The 26,355-nt window shown below is 50.0% G+C and carries 25 protein-coding genes and 1 tRNA gene; 22 read left to right on the top strand and 4 right to left on the bottom strand.

Going from position 1 to position 26,355, the window contains the following annotated elements:
* The first annotated feature begins 182 nt into the window (after nt 1-182).
* A complete protein-coding gene (locus MKY82_RS26150; RefSeq protein WP_113057491.1) occupies nt 183-1,049 on the top strand; it encodes an SDR family oxidoreductase in 867 nt (288 codons plus the stop codon).
* Nucleotides 1,050-1,157: 108 nt separating this feature from the next.
* Here MKY82_RS26150 and MKY82_RS26145 read toward each other — a convergent pair whose 3' ends face one another.
* A complete protein-coding gene (locus MKY82_RS26145; RefSeq protein WP_339224585.1) occupies nt 1,158-1,526 on the bottom strand; it encodes a hypothetical protein in 369 nt (122 codons plus the stop codon).
* A 222-nt stretch (nt 1,527-1,748) separates the two neighbouring features.
* Between MKY82_RS26145 and MKY82_RS26140 the strand changes: the two genes are divergently transcribed.
* The 15 genes from MKY82_RS26140 to MKY82_RS26070 all read left to right on the top strand — a co-directional run bounded on the left by MKY82_RS26140 (nt 1,749) and on the right by MKY82_RS26070 (nt 18,908).
* Nucleotides 1,749-3,302, top strand: a complete 1,554-nt coding sequence (locus MKY82_RS26140) for a fumarate hydratase (protein WP_339219310.1) — start codon at nt 1,749-1,751, stop codon at nt 3,300-3,302.
* A gap of 163 nt (nt 3,303-3,465) precedes the next feature.
* Nucleotides 3,466-4,437: a bile acid:sodium symporter gene (locus MKY82_RS26135; RefSeq protein WP_194544189.1), complete on the top strand. Its 972-nt coding sequence runs from the start codon at nt 3,466-3,468 to the stop codon at nt 4,435-4,437.
* Between the two features lie 25 nt (nt 4,438-4,462).
* Nucleotides 4,463-6,277, top strand: coding sequence for an ATP-binding protein (locus MKY82_RS26130; protein WP_339219308.1), 1,815 nt, complete (start codon nt 4,463-4,465; stop codon nt 6,275-6,277).
* Nucleotides 6,278-6,347: 70 nt separating this feature from the next.
* Entirely contained in the window at nt 6,348-7,079 is a 732-nt protein-coding gene (locus tag MKY82_RS26125; RefSeq protein ID WP_071218077.1) for a response regulator transcription factor, read from the top strand.
* A gap of 175 nt (nt 7,080-7,254) precedes the next feature.
* A complete protein-coding gene (locus MKY82_RS26120; protein ID WP_339294706.1) occupies nt 7,255-8,445 on the top strand; it encodes a methyl-accepting chemotaxis protein in 1,191 nt (396 codons plus the stop codon).
* A 128-nt stretch (nt 8,446-8,573) separates the two neighbouring features.
* Nucleotides 8,574-9,578: a PstS family phosphate ABC transporter substrate-binding protein gene (locus MKY82_RS26115; protein ID WP_071218079.1), complete on the top strand. Its 1,005-nt coding sequence runs from the start codon at nt 8,574-8,576 to the stop codon at nt 9,576-9,578.
* Between the two features lie 59 nt (nt 9,579-9,637).
* Nucleotides 9,638-10,570, top strand: coding sequence for a phosphate ABC transporter permease subunit PstC (pstC, locus tag MKY82_RS26110; RefSeq protein WP_071218080.1), 933 nt, complete (start codon nt 9,638-9,640; stop codon nt 10,568-10,570).
* Nucleotides 10,571-11,446 carry a phosphate ABC transporter permease PstA gene (gene pstA, locus MKY82_RS26105; RefSeq protein WP_071218081.1) on the top strand — a complete coding sequence of 292 codons (876 nt, stop codon included), beginning with the start codon at nt 10,571-10,573 and terminating at the stop codon, nt 11,444-11,446. It abuts the gene before it with no gap.
* Nucleotides 11,447-11,495: 49 nt separating this feature from the next.
* Nucleotides 11,496-12,251, top strand: a complete 756-nt coding sequence (gene pstB, locus MKY82_RS26100) for a phosphate ABC transporter ATP-binding protein PstB (RefSeq protein ID WP_009594645.1) — start codon at nt 11,496-11,498, stop codon at nt 12,249-12,251.
* A 53-nt stretch (nt 12,252-12,304) separates the two neighbouring features.
* Nucleotides 12,305-12,964 carry a phosphate signaling complex protein PhoU gene (gene phoU, locus MKY82_RS26095; protein ID WP_194544185.1) on the top strand — a complete coding sequence of 220 codons (660 nt, stop codon included), beginning with the start codon at nt 12,305-12,307 and terminating at the stop codon, nt 12,962-12,964.
* Nucleotides 12,965-13,232: 268 nt separating this feature from the next.
* Nucleotides 13,233-15,893: a DNA polymerase I gene (polA, locus tag MKY82_RS26090; RefSeq protein ID WP_339219300.1), complete on the top strand. Its 2,661-nt coding sequence runs from the start codon at nt 13,233-13,235 to the stop codon at nt 15,891-15,893.
* Nucleotides 15,894-16,039: 146 nt separating this feature from the next.
* Nucleotides 16,040-16,873, top strand: a complete 834-nt coding sequence (gene mutM / locus MKY82_RS26085) for a DNA-formamidopyrimidine glycosylase (RefSeq protein ID WP_071218084.1) — start codon at nt 16,040-16,042, stop codon at nt 16,871-16,873.
* 122 nt (nt 16,874-16,995) lie between these two features.
* Entirely contained in the window at nt 16,996-17,736 is a 741-nt protein-coding gene (ytaF, locus tag MKY82_RS26080; protein ID WP_220684130.1) for a sporulation membrane protein YtaF, read from the top strand.
* A 9-nt stretch (nt 17,737-17,745) separates the two neighbouring features.
* Nucleotides 17,746-18,345: a dephospho-CoA kinase gene (gene coaE / locus MKY82_RS26075; RefSeq protein WP_339219296.1), complete on the top strand. Its 600-nt coding sequence runs from the start codon at nt 17,746-17,748 to the stop codon at nt 18,343-18,345.
* Entirely contained in the window at nt 18,342-18,908 is a 567-nt protein-coding gene (locus MKY82_RS26070) for a lytic transglycosylase domain-containing protein (protein ID WP_071218087.1), read from the top strand. The genes coaE and MKY82_RS26070 overlap by 4 nt, the downstream gene beginning before the upstream one ends.
* A gap of 68 nt (nt 18,909-18,976) precedes the next feature.
* Here the strand turns inward: MKY82_RS26070 and MKY82_RS26065 are convergent, their stop codons facing one another.
* Complete coding sequence (locus tag MKY82_RS26065) at nt 18,977-19,204, bottom strand: alpha/beta-type small acid-soluble spore protein (protein ID WP_053492022.1); 228 nt, start codon at nt 19,202-19,204, stop codon at nt 18,977-18,979.
* 149 nt (nt 19,205-19,353) lie between these two features.
* On the opposite strand from MKY82_RS26065, the gene nrdR reads away from it, so the two are divergent.
* Together nrdR and MKY82_RS26055 are read left to right on the top strand one after the other, a co-directional pair.
* Nucleotides 19,354-19,827, top strand: a complete 474-nt coding sequence (nrdR, locus tag MKY82_RS26060) for a transcriptional regulator NrdR (RefSeq protein WP_071218088.1) — start codon at nt 19,354-19,356, stop codon at nt 19,825-19,827.
* Nucleotides 19,828-20,003: 176 nt separating this feature from the next.
* Nucleotides 20,004-20,076, top strand: a tRNA-Ala gene (locus tag MKY82_RS26055).
* Nucleotides 20,077-20,224: 148 nt separating this feature from the next.
* Here the strand turns inward: MKY82_RS26055 and MKY82_RS26050 are convergent.
* Nucleotides 20,225-21,406, bottom strand: coding sequence for an ABC transporter permease (locus MKY82_RS26050; protein WP_339294705.1), 1,182 nt, complete (start codon nt 21,404-21,406; stop codon nt 20,225-20,227).
* 258 nt (nt 21,407-21,664) lie between these two features.
* Entirely contained in the window at nt 21,665-22,444 is a 780-nt protein-coding gene (locus MKY82_RS26045) for a nuclear transport factor 2 family protein (protein ID WP_339294704.1), read from the bottom strand.
* Between the two features lie 195 nt (nt 22,445-22,639).
* On the opposite strand from MKY82_RS26045, the gene MKY82_RS26040 reads away from it, so the two are divergent.
* From MKY82_RS26040 to MKY82_RS26025, 4 genes are all read left to right on the top strand, one after another.
* Nucleotides 22,640-23,245: a TetR/AcrR family transcriptional regulator gene (locus tag MKY82_RS26040; protein ID WP_339294703.1), complete on the top strand. Its 606-nt coding sequence runs from the start codon at nt 22,640-22,642 to the stop codon at nt 23,243-23,245.
* 118 nt (nt 23,246-23,363) lie between these two features.
* Nucleotides 23,364-23,645 carry a metalloregulator ArsR/SmtB family transcription factor gene (locus MKY82_RS26035; protein WP_339294702.1) on the top strand — a complete coding sequence of 94 codons (282 nt, stop codon included), beginning with the start codon at nt 23,364-23,366 and terminating at the stop codon, nt 23,643-23,645.
* Nucleotides 23,646-23,797: 152 nt separating this feature from the next.
* Nucleotides 23,798-24,865 carry an Atu2307/SP_0267 family LLM class monooxygenase gene (locus MKY82_RS26030; protein ID WP_339294701.1) on the top strand — a complete coding sequence of 356 codons (1,068 nt, stop codon included), beginning with the start codon at nt 23,798-23,800 and terminating at the stop codon, nt 24,863-24,865.
* 128 nt (nt 24,866-24,993) lie between these two features.
* Nucleotides 24,994-26,178 (top strand): MFS transporter, encoded by a 1,185-nt coding sequence (locus MKY82_RS26025; protein ID WP_339294700.1) that lies wholly within the window; start codon nt 24,994-24,996, stop codon nt 26,176-26,178.
* The last annotated feature ends 177 nt before the right edge of the window (nt 26,179-26,355 follow it).

Raw genomic sequence — 26,355 nt, 5'->3', positions numbered from 1 at the left:
CTCGGAGCAAGGCCTCGTTTTTGGGACTTTTTTGTTGGGCAAAAAGAGCTTTACTTTCGTTTGATCTCGTACAATCTGGGTAAAAACAATAGCGAAGGGCTTTTTATGAGAATAAGAAGCCGCGTCGAACGCATCCTATGAGAGGTAGTTTGAGATACTGACCTGAAAGGAGAAATGTTCATATGCCACAAGATCAACCGAAACAAACCTTGCCGCCCCAGCATCAGGATCACAGACCCGGAACCGAATCGGAGATGCACCCGAAGCCGGAGTTTGAGAGTAACGAATACAAAGCAGCCGGTAAGCTAAAAGGAAAGGTAGCGCTGATTACCGGAGGCGACAGCGGGATCGGCCGTGCGGTTGCGGTCTACTACGCCAAGGAAGGCGCGGACGTATCCATTGTGTACCTGAATGAGCATAAGGATGCGGAAGAGACCAAACGACAGGTGGAGCAGGAAGGCCGAAAATGTCTGTTGATCGCCGGTGACGTCGGTGATGATGCTTTTTGCCGCGATGCGGTTACCGAAACCGTGGAGAAGCTCGGTAAACTCGATATTCTCGTTAACAACGCAGCCGAACAGCATCCGCAGAAGAAGATTGAGGATATTACCAAAGAACAATTGGAGCGGACCTTCCGTACGAATATTTTCGGTATGTTCTACCTGACGCAGGCGGCGATGCCGCATCTGTCCAAGGGCAGCTCCATTATTAATACGACCTCCATCACGGCTTACCGGGGAAGCCCGCAGCTGCTGGATTATGCATCGACGAAGGGGGCCATCGTTGCTTTTACACGCTCGTTATCAATGAATGTGGTCGGTCAAGGGATCCGGGTAAATGCCGTTGCCCCGGGACCGATCTGGACGCCGCTGATTCCTTCAACATTCCCGCCGGATCAGGTGGCCGAGTTTGGGGCGACCCAGCCGATGAAACGACCGGGTCAACCGGAAGAGCTGGCCCCAGCCTATGTATATCTGGCCTCAACGGACTCTTCCTATGTGAGTGGACAAGTCATTCACGTGAATGGCGGCGAAGTAATTAATGGGTAAAGCCCTTTGAGGGAACAACAGGGTCATCCTTTCACGAAAAAAACAGCGGACATCCGGGACTTCAGCCCGAATGTCCGCTGTTTCAATATGGGGGCAGCTTGCGCAGAATCAGATGCTTCTAAAACCGGAAGGCAGCACGCCTGCATCCCGGATCGCTCTGATCTGAGCGCGCGTCAAACGACGGTTGGAGCTGATAATGGATTCCGGTTCTTCACCGCGAATAATATCATCAAGATCGGCGAGGTTAGTGTTGCCTCGGAATACCCTGAAGGCGCCCCTAAAATTCGTCTCCGAGAACAGGACCAGGGTGGCGTTGGAGCTTGTCGAGAAGAATCTCAAGCTTTCAATGTCACCGAAAGTTCTCTCGAGATTCCGGATCCCGACGTTTCCGCGAACCACAAATCGGCGTCCTCTGAAAAACTCATTTCTAAACAGGGTAAGCCTTGGAAAGACCACTTGGGAGATTGAGGCTTTCATCATAGCAATCACCTCCTTTCCTTAACCAATATATGCGAGATTCATAGATTGGCATGGTTGATGCGACGGGGAAAATCAACACATTTTCTCTACTCTTTCATTTTTTGAAGTAAACCCTTTCATGTGCGAAATGATATGATATGATAACAATATTGGCAGTTTATAATGATTCTTATTTTGCTATCATGTCTGGGTTATGAAAGAGAGGAGTTTACCAACGTTATGAAATTATTTGAAGAGAGTATGTATCGACTGATTGTAGAAACCTCCACGAATTTGCCCGGGGATGTGCGAAGAGCAGTCAACCGCGGCCGAGCGTCTGAGGATGCGGCAACGCGAGCGGGGCTGGCACTGGCAACGATCGCTCAAAATATTGAGATGGCCGAGCAGGAAGTATCGCCGATCTGCCAGGATACCGGCATGCCAACATTCATCGTACATACACCTGTGGGTGCGAACCAAATCGAGATGAAGAAGGCGATTTACTCTGCGGTGATTCGCGCCACGAAGGATGGCAAGCTGCGTCCAAACTCGGTGGATTCGTTGACTGGCGCTAACAGCGGGGATAATCTCGGCCCTGGCACGCCCGTCATCCATTTCGAGCAGTGGGAGCAGGATAAGGTGGACGTCCGTCTCATCCTGAAAGGGGGCGGCTGCGAGAACAAAAACATTCAGTACAGCCTTCCTGCAGAGCTTGAAGGGCTCGGGAAAGCGGGCCGTGATTTGGACGGGATTCGCAAATGCATCATGCATGCCGTGTACCAAGCTCAAGGCCAAGGCTGCAGCGCTGGATTTATCGGCGTAGGCATCGGCGGCGACCGGACGACAGGTTATGAGCTTGCGAAACATCAGCTGTTCCGTCATGTCGAAGATGTGAACCCGAATGAAGATTTGGCGAAGCTCGAAGATTACATATTGGAAAATGCAAATAAACTCGGGATCGGCACGATGGGCTTTGGCGGAGAAGTCACGCTGCTCGGCTGCAAAATCGGTGCGATGAACCGTCTGCCGGCAAGCTTTTTTGTATCGGTTGCCTATAATTGCTGGGCGTTCCGCCGTCAGGGCGTAATGGTTGAGCCGGACACGGGGGAGATCACGGAATGGCTGTATGAAGCAGGCAGTCAGGTGCAGATGAACGCCAATTCCGAAACGGCTGTTTCCCAAGGCGAAGACTCCGGTCCAAGTGATTCCAAGGGCCGCGAAGTGGTGCTGCAGACGCCAATCAGCGAGGAGCAAATTCGTTCCCTGCGCGTTGGGGATGTGGTGGTGATCCGAGGCGAGATGCATACCGGACGGGATGCGCTTCATAAATATCTGATGGATCACGAGGCCCCTATCGACCTGAATGGGTCCGTCATTTATCACTGCGGTCCGGTTATGATGCAGGATGAAGAGGGATGGCATGTCAAGGCGGCAGGCCCGACAACGAGCATTCGAGAAGAACCTTACCAGGGCGATATTTTGAAAAAATTCGGCATTCGCGCGGTTATCGGAAAGGGCGGCATGGGTCCCAAGACGCTTCAAGCCCTGCAGGAGCATGGCGGCGTATATCTGAATGCGATTGGCGGGGCCGCCCAGTATTATGCGAGATGCATCAAAAAAGTAAACGGCGTGGATTTCATGGAGTTTGGCATTCCGGAAGCGATGTGGCATTTGGAGGTTGACGGCTTTGCCGCGATCGTCACGATGGATTCGCACGGAAACAGCCTGCATGCCGACGTGAGCAAGGATTCGGCAGAGAAGCTGGCCATGTTTAAAGAGCCGGTGTTCTCCTAATCCGGAGCATCTGAAGAAGCATCGATTGGCCCTCATGTGCCAGTCGATGCTTTTTTGTTGAATACGGGAATGGGGCCCTTATTTCGAATTTTCGTTGCGGTTTTCGGACACTCCGGTTTATGATGAAAGTTAAATACGTCAATTCAGTCATAGGAGGAAACAGGTGAGAAGTTTTGGACTAGCCTTTGCATCTTGGTTTGAAAAGTACACCTTTCTCTTGATTCCAGGCTCGCTGGTGCTAGGCTGGCTGCTCTCGGATGTTTTGGTGGACTTTGTTCACTGGATTCCTTATCTATTCGGTTATATTACACTGGTGATGGCACTTGGCTGTGGGATCCGTCATCTGCAAGGGGTTCTGAAGCGCCCCTTTGCTGTTATATTAACGCTCTTTCTAGCCCATGCGGCCGCTCCGGTGCTTGCCTATGGACTGGGCTCGGCCGTGTTTGGTGCGCACTCGGATTATACGATTGGCTTGCTGCTGTTCGCGATCATTCCCCTGGGGATATCCTCGGTGATGTGGGTCGGAAGCTCCGGCGGCAGCGTTCCGTTCATCCTGGCGGTAGTTGTGCTGGATACCATACTCAGTCCCTTAGTCGTACCGGCTCTAATGGATATGTTTATCGGGGATGCACTGGTTACATGGAATGCGTCTGAGCTGATTCTCGATTTGCTGACCATGGTGGTATTGCCCACTCTGATCGGGGTGATGCTGTATGAAGGTTCCAAAGGACGGATCAAGGACTGGTCGGCTCCTGTAGCCCAGCCCATATCGAAGCTGTTTTTTATGCTCGTGGTGATGCTGAACGCGGCAGCCATCGCTCCCCATGCAGCAGGCATGAAGGAGGAGATGCTGGTAGTGATCCCGGTTGTCGTTACGCTGATTGTGATCTGCTATTTGCTTGGCTATTTTGGCTCCTATGCGATGCTCGGACCGACACAGGAAATGCAAATTACATTTACATACGCGTCCGGAATGCGTAATATATCACTCGGGATGGTGTTGGCTACAACGTATTTCTCACCCCAGGCTTCCATCCCGGTGGTGCTGGGCATTATGTTCCAGCAGCCGGCGGCAACCATCATTCATGCGTTATTCCACCGAAGACGCACACGAGCGGTAAGTTATCCAAAATGATCACGCGGCAGAAAGAGGAGAGACCATGAGGCAGTATCGCAATCGTTTGACTCTGATTATGCTTACTTTAATTGGGTTATCTATGCTCGCGGCAGGACTGGCTATGGTGACGGTATTCAAGCAGTCCCATATTCAGCTGCTGGAGGACAATATGGTCCGGGAGATTCGGCTTCTGCAGACCATGATGGAGTTTCCGGATACGGACAGCGCGGATGCTCTTTCGTATTATACCGAAAGATCCTTGCAGCTTGAAGAACTGTCTGATGCGAGAGTGACCTTTATATTGAAGGATGGTAAGGTTATCGGGGATTCGGAGAGTGATCCGTTAACCATGGATAACCACGCTTATCGTGAAGAGATGCTTCAAGCGGTAAAAGTGGGGCGCGGGAGTACCATTCGTCGGAGTGATACGCTTGGGCAGGACATGCTGTACGTCGCACTTCCGGTCAAGGCCGGAGAGAATTTCGACGGATTCGTCCGCTTGTCCGTCAGTCTCAAGGAAGTGGACCAGGGAGTCAAACAAGGCTGGACCGTGATGGGGATCGGCCTGCTGGTGCTGTTCCTGCTAGCTGCCTTGGTGAGTTATCGTGTCGCCAAGGGCTTGACCTCGCCGCTTGAGAAAATCACGCGCGTAGCCAGACGGATATCGCGTCTTGAATATGATGCGAGGGTAAAGATTCACCGTAAAGACGAGATCGGTCAATTGGCGCACGCCATTAATGGAATGGCTGACAGCCTGCAAACCCAGCTGCGGACGATACGGGATAATGAAGATTTGCTGCAAAGCGTTCTAAACAATATGACAGGCGGTATTGTCATGGTGAGCGGGGCAGGCCAGATCATTCTTGTGAACCGTGCTGCCGAGAGAATGCTCGGCATTAATGCTGAAGTGATAACAGGCAAATCGTACCGTGAGCTTAAGCAGCATTATGAATTGACCAAACTGATGGAGGAAGGCCTTGAGAGCAAGGAGGACTTCCATGAGGAGCGCAACATTTATTATCCGGTGGAATCGATCATCCGCCTGGATGGGGTTGCGATGATGCAGGAGGAAGAGCAGGAGTCCTATCGCGGGATGCTGTTCCTGCTGCAGGATGTAAGTGATATCCGCAGACTTGAACGCATGCGGAGCGAATTCGTGGCCAATGTATCTCACGAGCTGAAGACTCCGCTCGCTGCGGTGAAAGGGTTTGCCGAAACGCTGCTTGGCGGCGGGGTGACCGATGAGAAGACATCGCGCTCCTTCCTCCAGATTATTTATGACGAATCCGAACGGCTAAACCGGCTGATCGGTGACATTCTGGAGCTGTCCAAAATCGAATCCAAGCGGATTCAGATGGATTACTCGCCGATTCATTTGTCGGCCTTCTTTGATACAATATCCGAAATGATGCGCACGGTGGCGGAGAAGAAGCGGATCAGCCTGGAGCTTGACATTCCGGAAGAGCTGTTTATGGAGGGGGACGAGGACAAGCTCCGCCAGATTTTTATGAATCTGCTCTCGAATGCGATCAATTACACGCAAGAAGGCGGACGAGTAAAATTAACGGCTCGTGAAAAGCATAGTAACAGGAACGCCGAGGATATTGTGGAGTTCCTTGTTAAGGATTCCGGGATTGGCATTCCGAAGAAAGATCTTCCCCGTATATTTGAACGTTTCTATCGGGTGGATAAAGCGCGTTCGCGAGGATCAGGCGGAACGGGGCTTGGACTGTCGATCGTGAAGCATCTGGTGGATCTTCATCACGGAACGATTAAGGTGGAGAGCGAGCTGGGAATCGGCAGCTCCTTCATCATTGAGCTTCCGATCCTGCAGGAAACGCACGATACAGGAAGTTAACACTCCGTTAACATTCTGTTGATATACTTGCATAAGCAGTCCAATTATCAAGATAAGGGCGGGGGTAACATTGACGCAACGCATGCTTGTTATTGAAGATGAGCCGACACTTTCGCGGCTGTTGTCCTACAATCTGACGCAGGAAGGTTTTCAAGTCGAGGTAGAGGAACACGGTACCGCAGGTTACGAGAAAGCGTCGAATCATGAATATGATCTGATCCTGCTGGATGTCATGCTGCCTGGCATGAACGGCTTTCAGATTTTAGAGAAGCTTCGAAGTAACGGAATTACCACGCCGATCATTATTCTGACCGCGAAGAACGCCGAAGAGGAAGTTGTTCAAGGTCTGAAGATGGGGGCGGATGACTATATTACCAAGCCATTTGGCGTATCTGAGCTGCTGGCCCGTGTATCAGCCGTCATGCGCCGGGTTTCCGGTCACGCCGATGAAGCAAAGACGACAGACCACCAGGGAAACGTCATTTCGCTTGGAGAATTGGAAATCTATCCTGAGAAATACGAGGTCCGGCTTGGCGGTCAGAGCATTAATCTCCGGCCGAAAGAATTTGAGGTGCTGCTCTACCTGGCCAAAAAACCGGGCGTTGTGTTAACGAGGGATGATCTGATGAACGTGGTCTGGGGTTTCGATTATATCGGCGGTCAGCGAACCGTGGACGTTCATGTGAGTTCCCTGCGCAAGAAGCTTGAGCTTGATCCTGAATCTGTACACATTGACTCCATTCGCGGGGTTGGTTATAAACTTGTAGTGAATCCGAAAAAAGGCTCCCATCATTCCGTTTGAAATGATGAGGAGTCTTTTTTTTGGGCCTTTGGTCAGATCCTGACATGTCTAATGTCTCATTTCCGCGCCATTATCCTTCCGCAGTTTACACTCCCTTAATCATTCGAGTATATTCCCATAATACTTGTCCGGTAAGATGCGTCTAAAGGACCAGATGAAGAAGGGGTGAAGGCGCATGACACTGCTTCAAACCATACCGAATCAGACAGAGAGAATGAAGGTGGAGGTAGAGCCGGTACTTGATGGACATGCAGCAAACGAGCCTGAAGCAGGCGCATTATATCGGCAATACATAAGAAGGGTCCCTGTTATAACAAAATCTGAATCCTGCCTCGATGTGCTGAATGTGTTTGCGAAGGATCATCGTATCCCGTGTGTTATTTATTGCGATGAGGCAGATACACCAGCAGGACTGATTATGCGGGATGTGTTTTACCAGCGAATGATGGGCAGGTTTGCCGTGGACCTGTATTATTCCAAGCCCGCCTACCAGTTTGCGGACCATCAACCGACGCGTGTCGATATATTCGAGAAGGTCGGAACGTTGCTGGAATTGTCCCTGCAGCGCCCGGATTCCAAATTTTATGATTGTGTCCTGATCACGGATGAAGGACGACTGCTAGGCGTGCTTACCGTCAGGGATCTGATGAGCCTGTCCAGTATGCTCCAAGCGGAAGCGGAAGAGAAGCGGGAACTGATCCTGCAGGAAAGCTACCGGCATACCCGGAACATTCAATCCTCTTTAACCGAGGTCCGAACGGCAGCAGCGAGAACAAACTCGGAATGTATACGGATGAGGGAGTGGTCACAAACCGGGAAGGAGAAACTGGATCTTGTCCGAACCTCGTACCTTGGTCTTGTAGAGGATATGACGAAGCGTGAAGGCCAGGCCTCCGAGCTCGCAGCCGATGCCAGCCGCATATTTTCCATCACCGGCATGATTACCGAGCTTGCGAACCAAAGCAGTCTGCTGGCCATGAATGCCTCGATTGAAGCAGCGCATGCCGGAGAGCATGGGCGTGGATTTCAAGTGGTTGCGGCAGAGGTACAATCGCTAGCAAAACAAACGCGTAAGCTGTCAGGGGATATATCGCAGCTGCTCGAGCAAATCCAGGGGCTGGCAGCAGATACAGCCAAGGGGGCTGTATCGTCGCTGAAGGAAATCCAATCCTGCGAGGGGTATGTAACGGAAGGTGCCCAAATGTTTAATGAAATGGACAATGCCGTTCAAGAGGTTCAGAAGTCCGGTAATCAGGTTTATCAACTGGCCGAGGAAACCGTGAAGCGTGTGAAGCGGGTGAAGGATGAGCTTGCCGGAATGAACACCGATGAAGCTTCGATCATGGAAGATAGGTCGAAACTATAACTCTACTATGATTAAAATATTTTACACTGCGTTTACATTTCTCAGAAACTGCTATTACATTCCGGGATTAATATCAATATTGTAAGTAGGAAGTAGAGACAACAACCATTTTGAAGGAGTGGATTCGTTTGTTTAAAAGAAGGGGTCGTAAACCAGCAGGTATTCTCGTACTGGTGTTAATGCTGAGCACGCTTTTGGCGGCATGCGGCGGAGGAACAACTTCCGGCGGTGCTTCAGGAGAAAATACAGACAACGGTTCAGCACAGCAAAATGAAGGAAGCACAACAACAGCTTTGTCGGGAACGATTGAAATTGACGGTTCCAGTACATTGCATCCATTAACTGAAGCCATCGCTGAAGAGTTCGGCGCAGCGAACCCGGATGTCCGCATTCCGATTGGAACAGGCGGAACAGGTGGCGGTTTCAAACGCTTCAATAATGGAGAGATTCCAATTTCCAATGCATCCCGTCCAATTAAAGACAGTGAAGCTGAAGAAGCAAAATCCAAGGGCATTACCTATCATGAGGTTCTGGTAGCTTATGACGGACTATCCGTTGTTGTTAACCCGAGCAATGAATTCGTAGATAAATTAACGGTAGATGAGCTGAAGAAAATTTACGAGCCGAACAGCACTGTAAAAACATGGGCTGACGTTCGCGAAGGATGGCCGGCAGAGGAAATCAAAATTTACTCTCCTGGTACAGACCACGGAACATTCGACTACTTCACAGAAGCGATTAACGGTGAAGCTCAAGCAAGCAGAAACGATAGCCAAATCACGTTCAGTGCCGATACAAATGCAGTCGTACAAGGGGTTGCTGGCGACAAGAACTCCATCGGATACTTCGGATTCTCCTTCTATGAAGAGAACCAAGACAAATTGAAGCTGGTTCCGATCGATAATGGTACGGCTACAGTAGCTCCAAGCATGGAAACGATCAAGGATAACAGTTATGCTCCATTGTCCCGTCCGCTGCTGCTCTATGTAAACGATAAGGAGCTTGAGCGTCCGGAAGTGAATGCATTCATGAACTTCTACCTTGATAATGCCGCTAGTCTTGCTGGCGAAGTTGGTTTCGTACCGCTTCAAGATGAACAATATCAAGAAGAAAAAGACAAGTTGGCAAAATAATTAAGGACTTCATGCCCGAAGGGAATCCTTCGGGCAACCCATAGAAAGGGAAGAGGAGAATGAACAAAACTTCACCCGTGGCGGCAAACACTAAAAGCATGACATTCCGTCGAAGCAAAACACGCCTCTCAGACAAAATCGTTCCAATCCTGCTCGGCTTGTGTGCCATGCTTTCGGTCTTTACCACCATCGGTATTGTATATACGCTTCTACAGGAATCCGTGATCTTCTTCAAAGAAGTGCCGGTATGGTCCTTCTTGACTGGAACGACATGGAGTCCAATTCTCCCTCCAAAAGAATTCGGCGTGCTGCCCCTGCTGGGCGGCACATTGCTGATTACAGGCATTGCGATCATTTTCGCAGTGCCTATCGGCTTGGCATGCGCTATTTATCTCAATGAATACGCTCCTGCCCGGGTTCGGGGGGTTGTAAAGCCAGTGCTTGAAGTGTTGGCTGGTGTACCAACGATTGTTTACGGATATTTTGCGCTTGAAACGGTAACGCCATTCCTTCAAAAGATTTTTCCCGACATGGGGATATTCAATGCGCTTAGTGCGGGTCTCGTGGTCGGCATCATGGTCCTGCCGATGATCTCGTCTTTAAGTGAAGACGCGATGCGTGCGGTGCCTAAGAGCCTTCGTCACGGAGCATACGCGCTGGGTGCTACCCGATTTGAGGTTGCCCTGAAAATTGTACTGCCTGCCGCTTTATCGGGGGTTGTATCGTCCTTCGTATTGGCATTCTCGCGCGCGATTGGCGAGACGATGATCGTTACGGTGGCTGCAGGTGCTACGCCGCAGCTGACACTGAATCCGCTGGAAAGCATTCAGACGATGACTTCTTATATTGTTCAGGTAAGCATGGGAGACGTTCCGCGAGGAACGATTGAATACGGCACGATTTTTGCGGTAGGTCTGACCTTGTTTGTCATCACCTTCTTGCTTAATATATTGGCGCAGTGGGTCGCTCGCCGCTTCAGGGAGGAATACTAGATGAAACAATTGAATCTGGGGGATAGCAAAGGAATCAACCGGAGACGTCTGGGTGACCAAACGCTGCATATGATATTCCTGGCTTGTACCAGTATCGGTATTCTAGCCTTGATGGCTTTGATTGTTACGATCGTGATGGATGGCGTTCACAGACTCTCACCCGATCTGTTCACGAACTTTCCGTCACGTATCGCGGATAAAGCAGGCCTGAAATCGCCGATTGTCGGCACGATTTATCTGCTCCTGCTCATGGCCCCGCTGTCTTTTGTATTAGGCGTGGGCGCGGCAATCTTTCTTGAAGAGTATGCGGGCCGCAGCCGCTGGGTTCGGCTGATCCAGCTGAATATCAGTACGCTTGCAGGGGTTCCTTCTATTATATACGGTATCCTGGGACTGGCGATTTTCGTGCGCGGCATGAATCTTGGCCGCAGCCTGTTGTCCGGGGTATTAACGATGACGCTGCTGGTGCTGCCAATTATTATCGTTGCCGCTCAGGAGGCGCTTCGCGCCGTGCCTAAGAACCGGCGCGATGCTTCTTATGCGTTGGGCGCAACGAAATGGCAAACGGTGTCCAGCGCCGTGCTGCCATCAGCGATTCCTGGAATTATGACCGGGGTTATCCTGGCCTTGTCTCGTGCGATCGGCGAAACCGCACCGCTGATCATGATCGGTGCTTTAACGTACGTGGCCTTCTTGCCGGAAAATCTGCTCGATTCGTTTACTGTCATGCCGATCCAGATCTTTAACTGGGTATCAAGACCAAGTGAGGCTTTCCACGAGCTGGCGGCTTCGGGTATTATTCTGTTGCTCATCATGCTGTTCATCATGAACATTGCAGCCGTGTGGATCCGGAACAAGTATTCGAAGAACATCTAAGAGACGCATAAAGCAGATCTAATCGTGAAAAAGGAGACATGAATAAGATATGGAATCCATCATACAGATTAAGAAATTAAATCTTTACTACGACACGTACCATGCGCTTAAAAACGTGGATCTGGACATTCCGGAGAAAACGGTGACGGCGTTCATCGGACCGTCGGGCTGCGGTAAGTCTACGCTGCTGCGCACGCTGAATCGCATGAATGACATGATTCCTTCCACTCGGATTGAAGGCAGCGTGCAAATCGGAGGAACCGAAATCTACAGCGAGGAAGTCCACGTTGAAGCCTTGCGCAAGCAGGTAGGGATGGTATTCCAGCAGCCGAATCCGTTTCCTAAATCGATTTATGACAACATCGCGTACGGGCCGCGACTCCACGGTATCCGCAATAAAGCGGAGCTGGACCAAATCGTGGAACAGAGCTTGAAACAAGCCGTGCTGTGGGATGAAGTCAAGGATTATCTCAAGCGGTCCGCGCTGAGCTTGTCTGGCGGCCAACAGCAGCGCCTATGCATTGCCCGGGCACTTGCCGTACAGCCGGATATCCTGCTGATGGACGAAGCAACTTCCGCGCTGGACCCGATCTCGACTTTGAAAATCGAAGAGCTGGTGCAGGAGCTGAAGAGCAAATACACCATCGTCATGGTTACGCACAACATGCATCAGGCAGCACGCGTATCCGGGCAGACCGTATTTTTCCTGAATGGCGAAGTGGTTGAATCTGCAAACACCGATACGCTGTTCTCGACGCCGTCGGATGCACGTACCGAGGATTATATCTCGGGCCGGTTCGGTTAAGCCATTATCACGACTATGATCTTTCTTAAAAGTAGATAGGAGGAGCATCACACATGATCCGGAGAATTGAGTTTGATCAGCAGCTTGATGAGCTGAGAAGTTTGCTGCAGGATATGGGCAAGCATATGGAGGAGGCACTGGCAAACAGCGTGGAGTCCCTTCAGACCTTGGATGCGGAGAAAGCGCAGGCGGTTATCAAGAACGATGTGCAGTTAAACAACATGGAAGAGCAAATCATGGACATCGGCTCCCGTCTGATCGTGACCCAGCAGCCTGTGGCAAAGGATTTGCGCCGGATTTTAGTGGCTTTCCGGATTGCAAGCGATTTGGAGCGTATGGGTGACTTGGCGCGGGATGTCGCTAAAGTGACGATCCGTCTGCAAGGCCAGAAGCTGATCAAGCCACTGGTGGATCTTCCGCGGATGTCGGATTTGGTGCGCGCGATGGTTTCGGAATCGATCGAATCCTATCTGACGGAAAATACGGATCTTGCCTATAAAATGGCCCAGGACGATGATCAGATCGATCATTTGTACAGCGTGATTTTGCAGGACCTGTATGCGCATCTGACCTCCGATCCGGATTCGGCCAATCAGGCGATGCTGCTGATCATGGTGGGACGTTACATCGAACGGATCGCCGACCATGCAACCAACATTGGCGAGAGCACGGTGTACCTCGTAACGGGTCATCGTCCCGACCTCAATCAATAGCATAATGATAAGTCAAACGCTGGCGAAAGCTGGCGTTTTTTTGCGAGAATTTAGAAAGCTCCAGCGAAGCGGAAGCAATTCTTTAATCGCATTTATATATTGGGGGCCCCCGCAAAGTATTTGGAATAAGCATCGAAGCGCAGGCTCCACTTTGTGGGGATATTTTGCGTATTCTTAGGAATTCACCGTTAATCGAACGGATTGTTCGGAATTGGCGGTAACCTATGTTATCATGTGGAAAGGAAGTAATATTGGTGCGAGGTGTTCTATGGACAAGCTGATTTTAATTGATGGAAATAATATCATTTACCGGGCATTCTTCGCGATGCCGCCGCTGACCAATGCCAGCGGACAGCAGACGAATGCGGTTTACGGCTTTACGACGATGCTGCTTCGCTTGATTGAGGAACACAAACCGACCCATATGATGGTCGCATTCGATGCAGGCAAGGAAACATTTCGGCATGCGGATTTTCAGGATTACAAGGGTGGCCGCCAGAAAACGCCTCCCGAGCTCTCCGGACAATTCCCGCTGCTGAAAGAGCTGTTGAAAGGCCTTGGCGTCTCCCAATTTGAAATCGGCGGTTATGAGGCCGATGACATTATCGGGACCATTACCCGTCAGGCTGATGAAGCTGGTCGGAAGGTGATGGTTGTATCCGGGGATAAGGATATGCTGCAGCTGGCTTCGGAGCATACCACGATCGCCATGGTCCGCAAGGGCGTTACCGACATCGAGTATTACGGACCGGAACAGATTAAGGAGCGATATGACCTGACGCCTGATCAGATTATCGACCTCAAGGGACTGATGGGCGATGCTTCCGATAACATCCCCGGCGTTCCAGGAGTGGGTGAGAAGACGGCTCTGAAGCTGCTTCATGAATTTGGATCCGTTGAAGCCGTGGTGTCACGCACCGACGAGCTGAAAGGCAAGATGAAAGAGAAAATTGAAGAGCATGCGGATTCCGCCATACTCAGCAAGAAGCTGGCTACGATCTTTTGCGAAGTTCCGCTGGAGCAGTCGCTGGATGACATGGCGTTTACAGGCTTGAATGAAGAGACGGCAGGGCCCGCACTGGCGAAGCTGGAGTTTAAATCGCTCATTGAACGGTTAAACCTGAGCACAAGCGGAGTGGGCGGGGATGCGGCTGAGTCGAAGCCCGAAGCGAAGATTGAAGTGACCCTTGTAGACACGAAGGGGCTTAAGGAGGTTGCGGATAACCTGGCCCACGTCACTATACTCCATGTAGAGACGCATGGGGACAATCCCCATCATGCCGAGGTGATCGGGCTCGCACTCGCTACGGAGGAACGGCAGTACTTCATTCCGTTTGAGGTTCTGAAGTCGGAAGAGGCCGAGCCTGTTCGAGCTTGGCTTGCCGATAGCGGGATCCCTAAACGCGGATATGATCTGCACCGCATTGATCTGGCCCTCCACTGGCAGGGCATTGCTTTTGCCGGCGCGGCATTTGACGTTCATCTGGCTGCCTACCTGCTGGACCCAACCGAATCGAATCAAAGTCTTAGCGGTCTGGCCTCCAAATACGGGCTTGCGTATCTTCAAGCCGATGAGGATGTTTTCGGTAAAGGGGCAAAGTACAAGGTTCCCGATATGGAGAAGCTCAGCGAGCACATGGCCAGAAAATGCCTGGCTGTATCCGAACTGGTTCCCGTTCAGGAGAAGGAGCTGGCTGCCAATGAAATGCTGCCGCTGTTCCATGAGCTGGAGATGCCGCTGTCCCGCATTCTGGCCGATATGGAGAAGCAGGGAATTGCCGTGAATGCGGAGGATTTGAAGGAGCTGGGTCGCGAGTTTGAAGGACAGATCGAGAAGCTAGTTCATGAGATATATGAGATCGCCGGAACGGAATTCAATCTTAATTCGCCTAAACAGCTGGGCGAGATTCTGTTTGTGAAGCTGGAGCTTCCGGTCATCAAGAAGACCAAAACCGGTTATTCCACCGATGCCGAGGTGCTCGAGAAGCTGGCGCCTTATCACGATATTGTCCGCTTGATTCTGAAGTATCGTACCTTGGCCAAGCTGCAATCCACTTATGTGGAAGGTCTTCTGAAGGAGATTTCGTCACAAACGGGCAAAGTGCACACGTACTATCGTCAGACGATTGCCGCGACGGGCCGTCTGAGCAGCCAATATCCGAATTTGCAGAACATTCCGATCCGTCTGGAGGAGGGCCGCAAGCTGCGCAAGGTCTTCGTTCCGTCCGAGCCGGGCTGGAGCATTTTGGCGGCGGACTACTCCCAGATCGAGCTGCGCGTGCTTGCGCATATCTCGGATGATGAACGGCTGAAGGAAGCCTTCGTCCACGATATGGATATCCACACGAAGACCGCAATGGACGTGTTCGGAGTCGGCGTGGATGAGGTGGACTCCAATATGCGCCGATCCGCCAAGGCGGTTAACTTCGGCATCGTGTATGGAATCAGCGACTATGGCTTGTCCCAGAACCTGAATATTACCCGGAAGGAAGCCGCGGCCTTCATTGACCAGTATTTCGAGGTGTTCCAGGGCGTCCGGCGTTATATGGACGTGATCGTCAAACAGGCGAAACAAGACGGCTATGTGAAGACATTGCTTGAACGCAGACGCTACCTGCCGGAGATTAACGCCAGCAACTTCAACCTGCGGTCTTTTGCCGAACGGACAGCAATGAATACGCCGATTCAGGGAACCGCGGCGGACATTATCAAGCTGGCCATGGTCCATATGGACAAGGCGCTGCATGATCGTCAATTGAAGAGCCGCATGCTGCTTCAGGTGCACGATGAATTGGTGTTCGAGGTGCCGGAGGATGAGCTGGAGATCATGAAGGAATTGGTGCCGGAAGTGATGAGTCAAGCGCTGAAGCTGTCGGTACCGCTGAAATCGGAAGTCAGCTATGGCGAGAACTGGTACGAAGCGAAGTAAAGTTATACAATATGGTTAGCCGATAGAGAATCGTTTATAGGGATCATGGCGTGAAGAGGGGCGCATTATGCACCATACCTTTCCACAAAACCATGGTCCCGCTCTGTCCTAACTTCCGGTATAATGGGAGATGAGGTGAAGTCATTATGCCGGAATTGCCGGAAGTAGAAACGGTGAAACGAACACTTAACCAATTGATTAAAGGTAAGCATATAGATCATGTATCCGTACATCTGCCGCGGATTATTCAGCGTCCTGATGATATTGAGGCATTTGCGTTTATGTTGAAGGATCATACCGTGGAAGGTGTAGAGCGCCGCGGGAAATTTTTAAGGATATTGCTGGACGGACTGGTGCTCGTCTCGCATCTTCGGATGGAAGGGCGTTACGGGTTGTACTCTGCCGAGGAGCCGGTGGAGAAGCACACTCATGTTATATTCCATTTCTCGGACGGGACGGAGCTGCGTTATAAGGACGTACGCCAATTCGGAACGATGCATCTCTTTGCAACGGGGGAAGAGTTTCAGCATGCTCCTCTTGCCAAGCTGGGGTATGAGCCGCTGGATGATACGTTTACGTTCGGAACTTTCAAGGAAGTCATCGGCAGCAAAAAAACGAAGATTAAAGCGGTGCTGCTGAATCAGGCATATGTGGTCGGCATCGGCAATATATATGTCGATGAGGCATTGTTTCGAGCCAAGATTCATCCGGAGCGTAACGCCAACAGCCTGAAGGATGCCGAGCTCAAGCGATTGTATCATGCCATTGTGGATACACTGTCCGAAGCCGTAGAAGCGGGTGGTTCCTCCATTAAATCCTATGTCAATGGACAGGGTGAAATGGGGATGTTCCAGCATAGTCATCAGATTTACGGACGGAAGGACAAGCCGTGTCATACATGCGGTGGACCGATTCATAAGATCGTGGTTGGCGGACGGGGGACCCACTTCTGCCCGAAGTGTCAGCCGGTTAAGAAGTAATCCAATAGGCGTGCACCCATTCCTATCCCTACACATATAATGTGGAACATATGTGGAGCGCATGGAGCTGCTCTTCTTCATGAATGAGCCGCTTGATGTGGAGCTTACGAGGAGGGAAAAGGGTGCTCAGTCATATTTTCTCGTCTGCGCTGCTGGCCATGGCATTAAGCCTGGACGGATTCGGTGCGGGGGTTACATACGGTCTGCGCAAAACAAGGATACCGCTGCTGTCTGTATTGATCATCTCGCTATGTTCCGGCTTGGTGCTTGGCGCCTCCATGCAGGCGGGCGCGCTGTTACAGCGGTTCTTATCCCCATCCGTGGCGTCTGTGATCGGAGCCGCCATTTTGATTCTGCTGGGCTTATGGTCTCTATATCAGCAAGTTCGCAGAAAAAACGAGTCAGATGTGCAGCCGGTTTCCAGTAAGGATATTTCGAAGTCTCTTATGGAAAAGAAGGCATCTGACCATCAAGTGAAATCAAGACGTGAGGTTAACACGGCAGGTCAAGTGCATCTTCAGCGGGCGGTATTCTCTCTTGAGATTCCGAAGGCCGGGGTTGTCATTCAAATTCTCCGCAGTCCCTCGAAGGCGGATCTGGACGACTCCGGCAGCATCTCCCCGTGGGAGGCGATGTGGCTCGGGATCGCGTTATCGCTCGATGCGTTCGGCGCAGGGCTTGGCGCCGCCATGCTGGGCTTCTCACCGTTAGGTACCGCGGCTGTTGTTTCCTTGTTTAGCGGGATATTCCTGGTGCTGGGCATGAGGGTTGGTTTACGTTTTGCATCCAAGGGCGGCATGCGTTTTATCTCTTATTTGCCTGCTTTTTTGTTAATCGTCATGGGTATAATGAAGCTGTTATGAGGTGAAGTCATGAATATCGGTTTAACCGGAGGAATTGCAACTGGCAAGAGCACCGTGTCCTCCATGTTGGCCATGAAGGGAGCACTTCTCGTCGATGCGGATCTCATCGCCCGGGAAGTCATGCTCCCGGGTCATCCGGTGCTGGGTAAAGTGACCGAACATTTTGGACAAGCGATCCTGTTTGAGGACGGTACGCTGAATCGAAAAAAACTCGGGGAAGTGATCTTCCATCATCCCGAGCAGAGAACGGTATTGAATGAGATCACGCATCCGGCGATCCGGCAGGAAATCCGGGAACGGACGGAAGCGTATGAGCGGCAGTATCCCGACCGGCTCGTCGTGGCGGATATTCCGCTGCTGCTTGAGGCCAAGGAGTATTATTCTTATCTTGACCAGATCGCTGTTGTTTATGTACCGCGAGAGCTGCAGCTTGAGCGTCTGATGGTACGCGATGATCTTAACAGGGAAGCGGCGGAAGCGCGTTTAAACAGTCAGATGGATATCGAGGAGAAGAAGCGTCTGGCGGATATCCTCATCGATAACAGCGGAACATTGGCCGAAACACAGCAGCAGGTGGACAACCTGTGGGGCAGGTTGGTTAGTCTATGAAGTGGCTCCGTAAAAAAAGAGTGCTGCTTCTGCTGTTTGTCTCTTTTGTAGCGCTTCTGTATCTGAGCTCGAACTGGATGACCTTGCTGTATCCGATTCATTATAAAGATGAAATACGGAAGCATGCCGCTTACTATGAGGTCGATCCGTTCCTGGTGGCATCCATCATTCGTGTGGAAACGAACTTCAAGCCGGGTAAGGAGTCCAAGAAAGGCGCCCTGGGCATTATGCAGCTGATGCCGGATACGGCGAATTGGGCGATGGAAATGGCCAAGCTGCCATCGGTAAACCTGCTGAACGTAAAGAATGAAGTGGATGCGAATATCCAGCTGGGCACCTGGTATATTCAGAACCTGCACAAGGAAATGGACGGCAACCCGATTGCCGCCATCGCCGCCTATAATGCAGGCCCCGGGAACGTCAAGAATTGGATCAACAAGGGCATGTGGGATGGAACCTACGAGAATGTGAAGAGTATTCCCATCGGGGAAACCCGCCACTATGTACAGCGCGTGATTTATTATTATAATCAATATACGGATGTGTATAAGGACGGCTTTTAACGAAAAAAGAGCGCTGGACAGGCTCTTACATCGAGCCGTCCAACACTCCTTTTTTAAGGAAGAATCAATTATTGACCGGAGAATTGACCAGCCAATTGTTGCTCGGCCAGGGTTACAAGACGCTTTGTGATGTATCCCCCGATCGAACCGTTCTCGTAGGAAGTCATGTTACCTTGGTATCCGTCTTGTGGAATGGAGATACCAAGTTCTTGAGCTACCTCGTACTTCAATTGCTCAAGAGCAGCGTTTGCGCGAGGAACAACCAGGTTGTTGGAGTTGTTGTTGCTTTGTGCCATGTTAAGTTCACCTCCTTGGGTTGGTAAAAGTATTATGTCTCGGGTTTCGCATTTTCATAACATAAAAGAAAAAAGTTTTGCTGGTAAATTTTTCATTAGGGCCGTTAAGGCTAAAATACGCTGAAAACAAAGGAAGTGAAGATGACTTTATGAAGTGTCCATATTGCAGTTATGCCGGAACGAAAGTGCTGGATTCCAGGCCTGCCAACGAGAATAAATCCATCCGCCGCCGCAGGGAATGCGAGCAGTGCAGCAAGAGATTCACAACCTTTGAGATGGTGGAGGAAACGCCGCTGATTGTTGTGAAGAAGGATGGAAGCCGAGAAGAATTCAGCCGGGAGAAGGTACTCCGCGGTTTGATCCGGGCATGCGAGAAGCGTCCGGTATCCGTGGATCAGCTGGATATGATCGTATCGGATGTCGAGAAGGCACTGCGCAATACCGCAGCAGCAGAGGTGGAGAGCCGCCAGATCGGGGAGCTTCTGATGGAACGGCTGTATCCGGTCGATGAGGTAGCGTACGTCCGGTTTGCGTCCGTGTATCGGCAGTTCAAGGATATCAATATGTTTATGAAGGAACTGAAAAGCCTGCTGTCCAAGGATACGGACGGTCAGGAGCTGTAAGAGCGCCAGGGTTCTGCGTGATCCAGGTGCTCTTCCGGTGCTCTCAAGGAGCCCATCCTCATCATCGATAAGTGACATTATATAGAGAAGTAAAAGGGATACAGCACGTCATCAAAAAATGTGAAAAACCTGTTGACATGCCTGCTGATTTTTTATATGATATAGAAGTCGCTTACGGGGCCTTAGCTCAGCTGGGAGAGCGCATCGCTGGCAGCGATGAGGTCAGGGGTTCGATCCCCCTAGGCTCCATAATAAGAAAACCCTTGATGGTATATCATCAAGGGTTTTTGCTTTTTTTTATAACTTTTTAATACTTCCCAGAAATGGTCGCAATCTAATTATAACATTGAGCGTAAAAAAGGAAGTACAACGCATCGTTGATTGTTCTTACTTTATTTTAATTGCTTGTAACAGAAGTAGGAGCGGCATCTGTCGCTCGATTAGCCCTAAATACGGAAGTGAGCAGCAAGACCAAAAATCCACCGGCGACGCCCCACAAAATCAAGGCGTTTGAGTAAGCTGCGTCCAGTCCGCCGAAGTACATTACTTCCCGTAGCCCTCCTGCCGCGAATCGCAGTGGCGTCCACGAATAGATCCAATCTCGCGTCGTCTGCGACAAGAACTCCGGAGCCATGTTCAGCAGCGGCATGGAGAAGAACATCAGCAGTACGAGAAGCGGTATTGCCCGGAATCCGATCCAATTCAGCAAGGAAGATTGCAACAAGAAGAACGCCGATCCAGCCAACCATAAGAACAACCACGTCTCCCCCGCGTTCGCCAGTTCCATACCGTACCACGACGAAGCCATCCATATGGTGTAGCACGAGGCTATGCCGACGATCGCAAGCCCCCCGATAGCTTGCAGCGCGCTGACTGTCCATCTCCTTGAACCCGCGGCGACCGCCTTCTGGCTAGCCAGGAACAAGACGACTCCGGTCACCATGCTGCCGATCCATATAATCTGGGTCAACAAACCCGGCGCATTCCCCGCCGCATTATTCGCTCCCGGTGGATGCACGACTTCCTCCTGAACGTTCACCGGTGTCATTAAAGCTTTAGCCGTCTCAACCGAAATTTGCTCCGTTTGCTGTCCGATCTGCCCAAGCAGCTGCTGCAACAGTTCCCCGTTGATCATGTTCATCGCTTGCCCCATTGCCTGTCTTACGACCATCGAGGCTTGGGTGTTCATACCCTCATTGGAGATGATTCTCACATTAGGGTGAATCGGCGAGTGCGTTGCTAGCGAGAGTAAACCGCTGCTCAGATCCGCCGGAATCACCATCGCTCCGTAATATTCGCGTTTATCCAGTCCTTCCCGGGCCTTTTCCTCGGAATCCACGACATGCCAGACGAACGGCATTGCCGGGCTAGACAGCAACTTTTCCCGGATCATTTCCCCTATCGCAAACGTTCCTCCAGTCGGCAGCTCCGCTGGCTGGTCAAGGATAACGAGGGCCACCGGGACCTCCTTTGGCTTCGATCCAAGCACCGATCCCATCATCGCTACCCCGAATACGGTCAATACGATCAGGACGAGCACCATTCCCAGCCACATCATTTTTTGTGTCAGCATTTTCACGATCCACTACTCCTCGTCTCTTTATAATGAACATATGGTTGATTATCAACGGCAATGTTCATTGTGAAAGGACCACCATATAATATGGCTGCATCACACGGTCACTTCATGGCAATGAACAAAAATAGCGTTGCTGCAGCAACGCTTCTGTATCCATTTCATTAAAAAAATGATCACTCAAGTACATTCGTAAAATCGAAAGACATCACCGCACTTAAATTTCGGCGATGTCTTTCTTGCGATTCAGCTACACAAACTTCAAAATCTACTGTTCGAATTTTTTCGTTTTTCTGCCGGCAAGATGGCCTCGATTACGTCCCAATGCTCAGCGATCTTTTCATCCTCTACGCGGAACAAATCGTAGAAAGCGGTATGCTGACCATCAAACAGACCTTCACTCATTGTAAGAACAAAATCGCCTTGACCGATAACTTGATGGACATAAGTATATTGAAACTCAACATTTTTCTCCTTCAGAGCCTGCAAAGCAGTGTGAAGACCTGAAAGGCCATCTGCAATATGCGGACTATGCTGAATGTAGTGATCTCCATCAAAGTAAAAGGCAAGCAGGTCAGGGTTCTTCCCGAGCAAGATGTTCTCAACATAGCTTCTGACAAATGCCTTGTTGGCATCCGTTTTGTCGATATCCTTAATCGTAACCGGTCCGTCAATCATTGTATGATTGCTTGGTGTCTTCTCCACCATCTCTTGCAAATTATCCCAGTGCTCAACGATTAGTCCATTCTCAAAACGGAAGATATCAAATACGATTTTAGGGCCGTGAAAATGATATACAGAATGAAGTACCACATAATTTCCGTCAACTAAAGCCCGCTTAATGCTTACCTTTGTACCAATTTCCTTTAAATGATCTAGAGCACCAAGCATGGTTTCACGACCATCGAGTAAGGCCTGGTTATGCTGAATATATTGATCTGGATGAACGTAAGCCGTAATCGCTTCGGGATTGCCGCTCTCAAAACTTTCCAGTACGGCGACTGCCTTACGAACAAGCTCATGTTGATGATTGGATGTCATTGGAATGTCCTCCTTGGAATTCTTTTTAGTCATTAGATAAATAATGAACATTACGTTGTTTATTTATCTCTTGCTCATTATAATAGAGGCTAATATAACGCTCAATATTCAATATTTTTAGTTATGATGGATAACAGACAACTCATAAAACTTTGTCGCTTAACGACCTAAATAAATGTAGGGGGAACGAAAACAATGAACAAGAAAACCGACCTAAGAATACTGCGCACGAAACAATCGATTCGAAAGGCGTTTTATGAGCTTATTCAGGAAAAGGGATATGAATCCATAACGATCCAGGATATTGCCGATCGGGCTATGATCAATCGAAACACATTTTACCTCCACTACCAAAACAAGCCTGATTTACTAGATACATGTATGAATGAATTGTTGAGCGAGTTAAAGGATGCGGTCGTTCTTTGTCCCATCAGCATGAATCCTTTCAGTATTTCTCTACTCGAGACAGTCATGCAAACTGTACTGGAGCATATTTCTCAAAATTTGACCTTTTATCATTCCATGTTAATAGATGAGAATAGAATCTATCAGCTTCAAGCGAAAATGGAGAATATCATTAAAGATAAATTAATTGAGGGGTGGAAACCTGCTCAGGGAAACTCCCCATTAGCGATATCCAAGGAAATACTGATCGAATACCTCGGATCGTCATTCATGGGGATTGTAATTTGGTGGATTAAAAACGATAAACCCCTTCCTGCAGATGAAGTTTCATCTCAGTTTAGCAGAATCGTTGCCTACGGGCATTTAAGAGCTGCCGGCATCGCAGTCGAGGAATAAAATTAGCGAGGGTAGAGGGAGCAGGGTTCAGCTCTGCCCTTTACATTTGAACGACATGGTGCTAAACTTGATTTCGATAGTTATAGAACTGCAGAAGATGTGCGGGGAGGTGGATACAGTGAGAGAAAATCAAGAAGATATCGGGCAAGCGGTTAAAGTGTATAAAGCTTTGGGGGAACCAACCCGGTTGAAAATCGCTTTACTGCTCGCGAAAGAGAGCAATTTATGCTTCACTGCCGTCGGTGAAAGGCTTGAGTCGGTTGCAGGCTCGACGCTATCGCATCATTTAAAGCAATTGACGGACTCTGGCTTGATTGATTCTCGCAAGAATGGATCGTTTATTCACTATAACGTCAATCGAGAAATAGCGGAAAAATTTGCGCCCTTTTTGTTGGCGTAATTTTTTCGAAAATCAATTCTATAAGTTTAGAACTATAGAATTGATTGGGGTTTATACTTAAACGGATTTTAACGAACGAGTCGATTTGGAATGATTATTCAACAGTTTTTTACTAATCCCCCCTATTCCATATTAAGAAGGAGAGAATAACTATGAGCGGTCAAACGAATACGATGGAGATTGGAATGAGCACCTTCCTTCATGCAAATCCCGGAAATGGCGGTGTCTCGCATGCCCAGAGGCTGCGCCAGGCGATCGAAGAAATCCAATTGGCAGATCAGGTCGGCCTTGACGTCTATGCCATCGGCGAGCATCATCGCATCGAATACACAAGCTCCTCGCCAGCTGTCATTCTGGCCGCAGCTGCAGCTACAACGAAGCGGATCCGGCTCTCGAGCGCAGTGACGGTGCTATCTTCGGACGATCCGGTGCGGATATATCAGGACTTTGCAACGTTGGACGGTCTGTCGAACGGGCGAGCGGAGATCATGGCCGGACGGGGGTCGTTCATTGAATCGTTCCCGCTATTCGGCTATGACCTGAAAGATTACGAGGAATTGTATGAAGAGAAACTGGAACTGCTGTTGAAGATTCGCGCTTCCGAAAAGGTAACCTGGCGTGGTGGTCATCGCCCGGCGATTGACAACATGGGCGTCTATCCTCGTGCACTGCAGGAGCCTTTGCCTGTCTGGATCGGTACGGGCGGCAATCCGGAATCAGCTGTTCGGGCCGGCTTGCTGGGACTTCCTATTGCCTTCTCAATCCTGGGAGGGGAGCCGCAAAGATTCGCACCCTTAGTGAAGCTTTATAAAGAAGCCGCCGTGAAAGCTGGTCACGATCCGAATAAGCTGCAAATTGCTACACATTCGCATGGCTTTATTTCGAATACGGCACAAGAGGCTGCTAAGCGGTATTACCCTGTCATGGCTGGCCAAATGAACCACATTGGACGGGAACGAGGCTGGTCTACCTATACACGTGACTCGTACGATTCAGCCCGCAACCTTCATGGCGCTCTATACGTCGGTGATCCCGAATACGTCGCAGAAAAAATCGTGCTGCTGCATAAGAATCTTGGCTTGACTCGCTTCATGATGTACAACGATTTCAGTTCCTTGCCGCATTGCGATTTGCTGCAGACGATTGAGCTTCTCGGGACCAAAGTAGCGCCGATTGTCCGTAAGGAGCTGGCACGTCAGACATCTGGCCATAACGCTTAAAGCAGACCACGAACGCTGGGAACGAGGAGGCTTGATTGGGCCGAGAAGTGAAGTCGGCGAATTGAGCAATTTTTTTAAATATGAATTCTATAGATTTAGATCTGTTGAAATGAAAAGAGGAGAAATAGATGAGAAATTCATGGAAAATTTATATTTTAGCCATTGTCAGCTTTTTAGTTGGAACTTCAGAGTTCGTGATTGCCGGCATCTTGGATATGCTTGCAAGTGATTTTGGAGTGTCGGTAGCGGCGGCCGGGCAGTTGATTACGGTCTACTCGCTTGCTTATGCCGTCGGCACCCCGATCCTAATTGCGCTCACGGCAAAAATGGATCGAAGAAAGCTTATGCTGTCGGCTTTGGGATTATTTTTCGTAGGGAACTTGATCACGGTCACAACTACAGGCTACGGCATGCTGCTTGGAGCAAGAATTATCTTGGCGATCAGCACGGGGGTATTTATGGTCGTCGCCCTGACGGTTGCCGCTAAAATATCTCATCCAGGAAAACAGGGCAGCGCAATCGCCACGGTTCTAGTGGGCTTTAATCTCGCACTTATTTTAGGGGTTCCGCTTGGGAGAATCATTGCGGGCTCACATGATTGGAAAATCATCTTTACGGGAGTCGGAGCCCTGAGCTTAATCGCGATGCTGGTCCTTTTGCTGGCGATTCCGAGATCGGAAGGAGAGGCTCCCGTACCTATTCGGGAACAGCTTGCCTTATTAAAAAGCCCACGAATCACGGTCGCGCTTTCCATCAGTTTTTTCTGGATATTGGGCTATACGATGCTGTACACCTATATAACGCCGTTTCTTCTGGACATTACGGGGATGAGCGAAGGGATGGTAAACATCGGGTTGTTTGCGTTTGGGCTGGCCAGTCTCATAGGGTCCCAAGTTGGCGGTTACGGTGCAGATAAATGGGGTATCCCCCGTACGATGATTGGAGGCTTGCTCTTTCACTCGGGAATATTATTATTACTGACGGCGTTCTCCCACTCGTCCATGATCGTGTTGCCTTTGCTTATGTTATGGTCCTTTTTCGCCTGGTCGACGGGGCCGGTTCAACAAGTTTATTTAATCGGCATGGCTCCTCAGGCTTCGGGGATTATCCTGAGTTTGAATAATTCTATTGTGCAGTTGGGCATGGCTGTAGGGGCTGTAATCGGAGGCATTGTTGTAGAAAGCATCTCGCTAGCATCCGTTGGTTTGCTTGGCGGAGCTTTCGTTGCCATTGGACTCATCCCGGCTATTATTTCATTATCCATGCGTCGCCGATCTGCAGCTGCGGGCGTAACCGGCAATGCGGAAGTTTGAAAAACCAGGCTTCTATATAAGTTGAACAAATAATATCAGATCAGGTCACCGATTTCTTCGGTGGCCTGCTGTGCATGTTGTTTGATTATAGCTTCTGGACCGGGTGCGTTAAGTTGAACCGTACCACAAATAGTGGTAAAGCGCCTGGATCAAGGCTGTGATGATGCGTTCTGCAGA

Source organism: Paenibacillus sp. FSL W7-1279, from assembly GCF_037969845.1.
Taxonomy (GTDB): Bacteria; Bacillota; Bacilli; order Paenibacillales; family Paenibacillaceae; genus Paenibacillus_AQ.
Note: the sequence above shows the minus strand (reverse complement) of the source record. Positions and strands in the feature narration are given on the sequence as shown.

Excerpts from the sequence above, each read along its gene's own strand:
- MKY82_RS26040 (WP_339294703.1), top strand. The coding sequence starts at position 22,640 with ATGAACAAGAAAACCGACCTAAGAATACTGCGCACGAAACAATCGATT.
- mutM (WP_071218084.1), top strand. The coding sequence starts at position 16,040 with ATGCCGGAATTGCCGGAAGTAGAAACGGTGAAACGAACACTTAACCAA.
- pstC (WP_071218080.1), top strand. The coding sequence starts at position 9,638 with ATGAACAAAACTTCACCCGTGGCGGCAAACACTAAAAGCATGACATTC.
- nrdR (WP_071218088.1), top strand. The coding sequence starts at position 19,354 with ATGAAGTGTCCATATTGCAGTTATGCCGGAACGAAAGTGCTGGATTCC.
- MKY82_RS26030 (WP_339294701.1), top strand. The coding sequence starts at position 23,798 with ATGAGCGGTCAAACGAATACGATGGAGATTGGAATGAGCACCTTCCTT.
- MKY82_RS26025 (WP_339294700.1), top strand. The coding sequence starts at position 24,994 with ATGAGAAATTCATGGAAAATTTATATTTTAGCCATTGTCAGCTTTTTA.
- pstA (WP_071218081.1), top strand. The coding sequence starts at position 10,571 with ATGAAACAATTGAATCTGGGGGATAGCAAAGGAATCAACCGGAGACGT.
- MKY82_RS26150 (WP_113057491.1), top strand. The coding sequence starts at position 183 with ATGCCACAAGATCAACCGAAACAAACCTTGCCGCCCCAGCATCAGGAT.
- MKY82_RS26065 (WP_053492022.1), bottom strand. The coding sequence starts at position 19,204 with ATGGCACAAAGCAACAACAACTCCAACAACCTGGTTGTTCCTCGCGCA.
- MKY82_RS26140 (WP_339219310.1), top strand. The coding sequence starts at position 1,749 with ATGAAATTATTTGAAGAGAGTATGTATCGACTGATTGTAGAAACCTCC.
- MKY82_RS26045 (WP_339294704.1), bottom strand. The coding sequence starts at position 22,444 with ATGACATCCAATCATCAACATGAGCTTGTTCGTAAGGCAGTCGCCGTA.
- MKY82_RS26145 (WP_339224585.1), bottom strand. The coding sequence starts at position 1,526 with ATGAAAGCCTCAATCTCCCAAGTGGTCTTTCCAAGGCTTACCCTGTTT.
- MKY82_RS26130 (WP_339219308.1), top strand. The coding sequence starts at position 4,463 with ATGAGGCAGTATCGCAATCGTTTGACTCTGATTATGCTTACTTTAATT.
- phoU (WP_194544185.1), top strand. The coding sequence starts at position 12,305 with ATGATCCGGAGAATTGAGTTTGATCAGCAGCTTGATGAGCTGAGAAGT.
- MKY82_RS26070 (WP_071218087.1), top strand. The coding sequence starts at position 18,342 with ATGAAGTGGCTCCGTAAAAAAAGAGTGCTGCTTCTGCTGTTTGTCTCT.
- MKY82_RS26120 (WP_339294706.1), top strand. The coding sequence starts at position 7,255 with ATGACACTGCTTCAAACCATACCGAATCAGACAGAGAGAATGAAGGTG.
- coaE (WP_339219296.1), top strand. The coding sequence starts at position 17,746 with ATGAATATCGGTTTAACCGGAGGAATTGCAACTGGCAAGAGCACCGTG.
- polA (WP_339219300.1), top strand. The coding sequence starts at position 13,233 with ATGGACAAGCTGATTTTAATTGATGGAAATAATATCATTTACCGGGCA.
- pstB (WP_009594645.1), top strand. The coding sequence starts at position 11,496 with ATGGAATCCATCATACAGATTAAGAAATTAAATCTTTACTACGACACG.